Here is a 4907-nt window from a genome sequence, read left to right as displayed (position 1 = left end):
CACATCCATCAACTTAACGTATATTTTTATACAAAATGCGGTCTTTCCACGTAGTTTTTTATTATCTTTTATAGATGTTATAAAAGTAGGCACGTCAAATAAACCCTGACGGGTTTCAAATTTTTCGCTATGCTACCTGATGGGCAGAAGTGGTATACTCATACACAACACCTAAAATATCAAAGACTGTTTTTTTCTCATATCTGTGAGATTTTCGTCCGTTTCGCTGTAGGAGGTTAAACAGACGAAGGAGAATCTTTGATAATTCTTGGGTGTTTTTATGTAGTGCTTGATGAAAAAGTAAGAAATAATCTTTAATTATGTACATCGCTTTATATTCACTTAGTTCTTTCTGTTTCTTACGTAATAGGAGTTCTCTCATTTTAAACATAGTAGAAGAACATAATAGAATACTAATGAGTTGTCCATAAAGGTGGCATTCTAATCGCTCTTGTTTAATAGATTTACAACGATGAATTCGAAACCAAGATTTCCATATTTTAAATAACAGCTCAATTTGCCAACGCAGTGAATATAAATCATAGATTTTCTCTTTCGGTACCCATTCCGTAGGAATGTTTGTCATATATACCGTAATTCCTTGTAAAAGTTTCGTACGATCTGTATATGTAATCCCTTTTTTCTTTTCACGAATAGCTCGATCATGTAGACGTTTCTGTTTTTGCGCCTCTGTACATCTATAAACCACAATGCGAGTGGGTAGTTTGTCTTTGCTCCCTACATATACATCTTGTAATTCATAAACTTGGCCAGGTTGTAATTGGTTCATGATGTCTTCCAAATGAATTTGTATATATACCGGTCTCAATTGAGCAGGTTTTGTTTTAAATACCACTGTTTCGAATTCTTTTCTATATATTTTAGTTGGTAATTTAAGACGCGATAAATAATACCCTTCCTTATCTTGGATTGATTTAAAGTCTTGTAAACGAAAATACCCTAAGTCACGAATATATAGTTCATTCTTTTGTGTCATGTCCATTCGAGTCGCCCCATATGCCTGATCACTTCGTTTTCCTGGTTCAATTTTCACATCAGAAAACTCTCCACTCAACAAGTCATACTCTAATTGAATTTTTACACCAGCTGTATGACTACAGCCTCCGGCACCAGGATAAGTAGCTGCGAATCGATCTGGAACTTGAAAGGTTGTAGAATCAAGGATGCGAATCCGCTCAAAGTAAGCAGAAAGAGAATGAGAAATTGTAGATGATCCTCCAATTTTAGCTTGTAGAAGTGTAGTAAATACAGTTCGAAAGAAGGCTACAGAAGCCGAGTTAAATCGTCGATTCAGTCCCTCAGGACTTAATAAAATTCCTGTTGAAGTTTCTAATTGACTACAAAGTTGAGTAAGAGAGGTTGTAGCGATTTGTTGATTTAACCATACACACAAAGATAAAAAATGGTGCCCATGGCACTTACGTTTTCGTTTCATTCCACCTGCTTCTATAGCTAATTGATTAAGTGTAGCGGGAGACATATATCGATATAACTCTTCGGCAAATAAAGACAGCTCTTGTTTTTGATGCATATTCATAAAAAGCACGTCACCCTTTCTCATTAACATAAGAGAATAGTAACGTGCTTTTAAGTTTAAGAATAGTCTATTTTCTTAAGTTGATGGATGTGTGGTGGGACCCCATTTTATAAAGAAACAGTCGAAATTGCTTGTTTATAAAGGAACTGTTGCTTTCCATTGCTTAAAACTAATACCGAAAATTTATCAACAGCGATAATTTTTCCAGGTACTCTGACACCATTTATTAGAAAAATCGTTACTTCTTTTTTCTCATCTATTAACTTCTCATAAAATTTTTCTTGTGTATGCATCATTTAGATGGTTGCAACTCCTCTCCTTTTTTGGAACGGTTCATAGCTTCTAAGAATACATATTCTTTTACTGTTAGTTCAACTGTTGGACAATATTCAAGTATATTATTTGGAAGCCCTATCATATGAGCGTTCTCTAATTTCAGCGCAAAGTTGATGCAATTGTTGTTCTGTAAATTCTTCTTCTTTTATGTCTCCAAATGTTGCTGAGCCAAGAAATACTTCATCATCACAGTTGATGTCCCAGGATTCAAAAGGTTCTTCGCCTCTTGAAACTTTCTTAGTGGGGTATGGAAACGATTCGGGGGATGAGGGGCCACTCTGGGATTTAATTACAAATATAAAACAGAACTTTATTCAAGTTCTTTTAATCTACGATACAGAGCGGCCTGACTCACTCCTGTAATCTGACATATTTCCTTTACTGTTTTATTGGTATGTTTTCGTAATTCAATTGCATGGTTCATGCCAGGATGTTTATCTGTGTATTTCTTCACTCTTCCTCTATATACTCCTTTTTGTTTTGCTAGCTTTATTCCCGTATGTTGTTTTTCTTTAATCATTTCACGATCTAATTCACTAAAGGCAGCCATGACAGTTAAGAAGAATTTGCCCGTTGGAGTTCTTGTAGGGGTAGCGTCATGAAAATGCGGATTTACAACGATAAGGAAATTCCAAATTAAAAAGCCCAACTTCTCTACAAATCAAAATAGAGAAATTGAGCTTTTCAGTTACTTCATTTATTTATTGAATTCATTAACTGGAAGAAGTATTCAGGTTTATGAGTCTTATTTAGGTTATACCATGAATGTAATGCATCTGGTGTAAATACATCTATTTTTTTCAGTATCTCCATTGCAAATTCCAGAGGAGCTATTCCTGATGCAGTAACTAAATTCGCATCAGATACCACAGATCCCAGCTCATAAAACTTTTCTCCTTTATAGTTAGGACATACCATTTTAGTATATTCTAAGTTATTACTTGTATGCTTTCTAGTATCCAAGTATCCCATATTCGCGAGGGCATCAGTTGCACCACAAATTGCAGCAACAATAGTGCCAAGCTTTAAAGCTTGGCCAATTCTTTCCAAGATAGGTTGATGCATTTCTTCACTCCAAGTAGTCCCTCCTGGTAAAATTAAAAGATCTTTACTCTCAAGAGTACATTCATCAAGGGAAATATCTGGTTTTATGCTCAGTCCTCCCATAGTAGTAATCATTTCTTTATTAGCTCCTACTGTAATTACTTTTAAAGGTGCTAAATCTTTTTTGAAATATCTTCCTGAGTTTAGTTCAGCAATTAAATATCCATATTCCCAGTCCGACATTGTATTAAATACATATAGAAAAGCTTTTTTTGTTTGCATCCAATAACACTCCAATCACAATTGATATAGCTATTATAATATAACTTCCCTGACAGTTAACGTCAGGGAAGTTATCATACTTGATGAAATTTTATTAATTCCGACAGAACTTCAACAAGTCTTTTCTTAAGGCTTATTGGCTCAATAACTTTAATAGATTTATTGTACGGTAAAAGTAAATAAGGTACATATGTATGTATTATATCTTTTTCAAGAAGAAAAACTGCTTGATTTGAAGTCCGCTCTTGTAAATAATGTCCTAAAAACCAATGTTGGCAAATATCAGCCAATACACTTTTATCCCCATTAATAACCAAAGAAATAATCCCTTCTTTATCTTCTATAGTTGGAAGAAGATTTTTTATAAAAAAGTCACGTGCTGAAAAATTTTCTGGCCGTTTAAACTTATTTTCGGTTAGCATTAGACTTTCAATTCGATCTACTCTAAAACTACGGATATCATTCCTAAGATGACAAAATCCAATCACATACCACTTATTATTCCAATAGATAATTCTGTACGGATCGACCAATCTATAATTTAATTGCTTTTCGCCACTTTTATGGTAAAGAATTTTTACTGAGTACCCGTCAACTACGGCCTGCTCCAACTCATTCAAAAAAGGTTCCATAGAGAGTGAACTTAATCGGCTTATTACTTCAAGACTAGTTAAATGTTGGTTTATCTTTGTTTCCTGCTCTTGATTTGAGTATTTACTTAGTTTTGAAATGGCCCGATTTAGTGCTTCACCTCCATAATATCCGGCTTCTTCTGCAAAAACAGCAGCGTGAAATAGTGAAGTTTGCTCCTCAAAATCAAAAAAAAGAGGAGCCTCAATAAAATTTTTCAATAAAGTGTATCCACCGTTATGTCCTGGTTCTGAAATTATAGGTACGCCACTTGTTGAAAGTGTATCAATATAACGATACACAGTCCTTATATTCATCTCTAACTTTTCTGAAATTTGTTTTGCAGTAATTTTTTCACCTGAACGAAGCATCCATAGAATTGCTAACATATTGTCAATTTTAGGCATATAATTCCACCTCTATATGAAACTTACTTTCTATTATATATTTCTGATTCTGGTTATAACTCATCAACTGTTCCTTTCCGATAGCTTTCTATATAATGAGGCCCTAGACACATTTGTAATTTCACAAATTTGATTTACAGTCATATCTCCCTCTTTATAAAGCTTTACTGCATAATTCATTCCTGCATGATTTTTATGGTACTTCTTTAACCGACCTTTAAACTTTCCTTCTTTCTTAGCCAATTCAATCCCTTCACGTTGCCGCATACGGATAAGATCACGTTCTAATTGGTTTACACCCGCCATAACCGTAATTAAGAATTGGCTGTAGGGATTATCTTCTGATAAATCTAGCCATGTATCTTTTAAGGATTTTAAATTTGCTTTTTTACTCCGTATGTTATCGATTAATTCAAATAAATCTTGTGTACTACGAGTAATCCGAGTTAAATCCGTAACATAAATGATGTCACCTTCTTGTATATCCTCTAACATTTTTTGAAGTTGCTTACGATCTTTTGTTGCTCCGGAAACTTTTTCTTCAAAAATAATATCCATTCCGATTTCGTTCAGTTGCTGAAATTGCCTTGAAGGATTCTGGCTAGTTGAACTGACACGTATATAACCGATTTTTCGCAAAATATCACCTC

The 4907-nt window shown here is 34.2% G+C and carries 5 protein-coding genes and 1 pseudogene; all 6 read right to left on the bottom strand.

What is annotated here, in order from left to right; genetic code table 11:
* Window positions 1–127 precede the first annotated feature (127 nt).
* Entirely contained in the window at window positions 128–1558 is a 1431-nt protein-coding gene (locus ACO6VI_RS32690; RefSeq protein ID WP_422424664.1) for an IS4-like element ISBce2 family transposase, read from the bottom strand.
* A gap of 107 nt (window positions 1559–1665) precedes the next feature.
* Window positions 1666–1851 (bottom strand): RNA chaperone Hfq, encoded by a 186-nt coding sequence (gene hfq, locus ACO6VI_RS32685; RefSeq protein ID WP_002026701.1) that lies wholly within the window; start codon window positions 1849–1851, stop codon window positions 1666–1668.
* Between the two features lie 353 nt (window positions 1852–2204).
* Window positions 2205–2480 (bottom strand): annotated as a pseudogene (locus ACO6VI_RS32680) (recombinase family protein); the annotation flags it as partial.
* Between the two features lie 107 nt (window positions 2481–2587).
* Window positions 2588–3220 (bottom strand): type 1 glutamine amidotransferase family protein, encoded by a 633-nt coding sequence (locus ACO6VI_RS32675; RefSeq protein WP_422424762.1) that lies wholly within the window; start codon window positions 3218–3220, stop codon window positions 2588–2590.
* Window positions 3221–3294: 74 nt separating this feature from the next.
* A complete protein-coding gene (locus ACO6VI_RS32670; RefSeq protein WP_422424761.1) occupies window positions 3295–4257 on the bottom strand; it encodes a helix-turn-helix transcriptional regulator in 963 nt (320 codons plus the stop codon).
* Window positions 4258–4320: 63 nt separating this feature from the next.
* Complete coding sequence (locus ACO6VI_RS32665) at window positions 4321–4896, bottom strand: recombinase family protein (protein WP_400560985.1); 576 nt, start codon at window positions 4894–4896, stop codon at window positions 4321–4323.
* Window positions 4897–4907: the final 11 nt, after the last annotated feature.

The sequence above is a fragment of the Bacillus sp. PSXD-155 genome (assembly GCF_049310765.1).
Classification (GTDB): domain Bacteria; phylum Bacillota; class Bacilli; order Bacillales; family Bacillaceae_G; genus Bacillus_A; species Bacillus_A cereus.
Note: the sequence above shows the minus strand (reverse complement) of the source record. Positions and strands in the feature narration are given on the sequence as shown.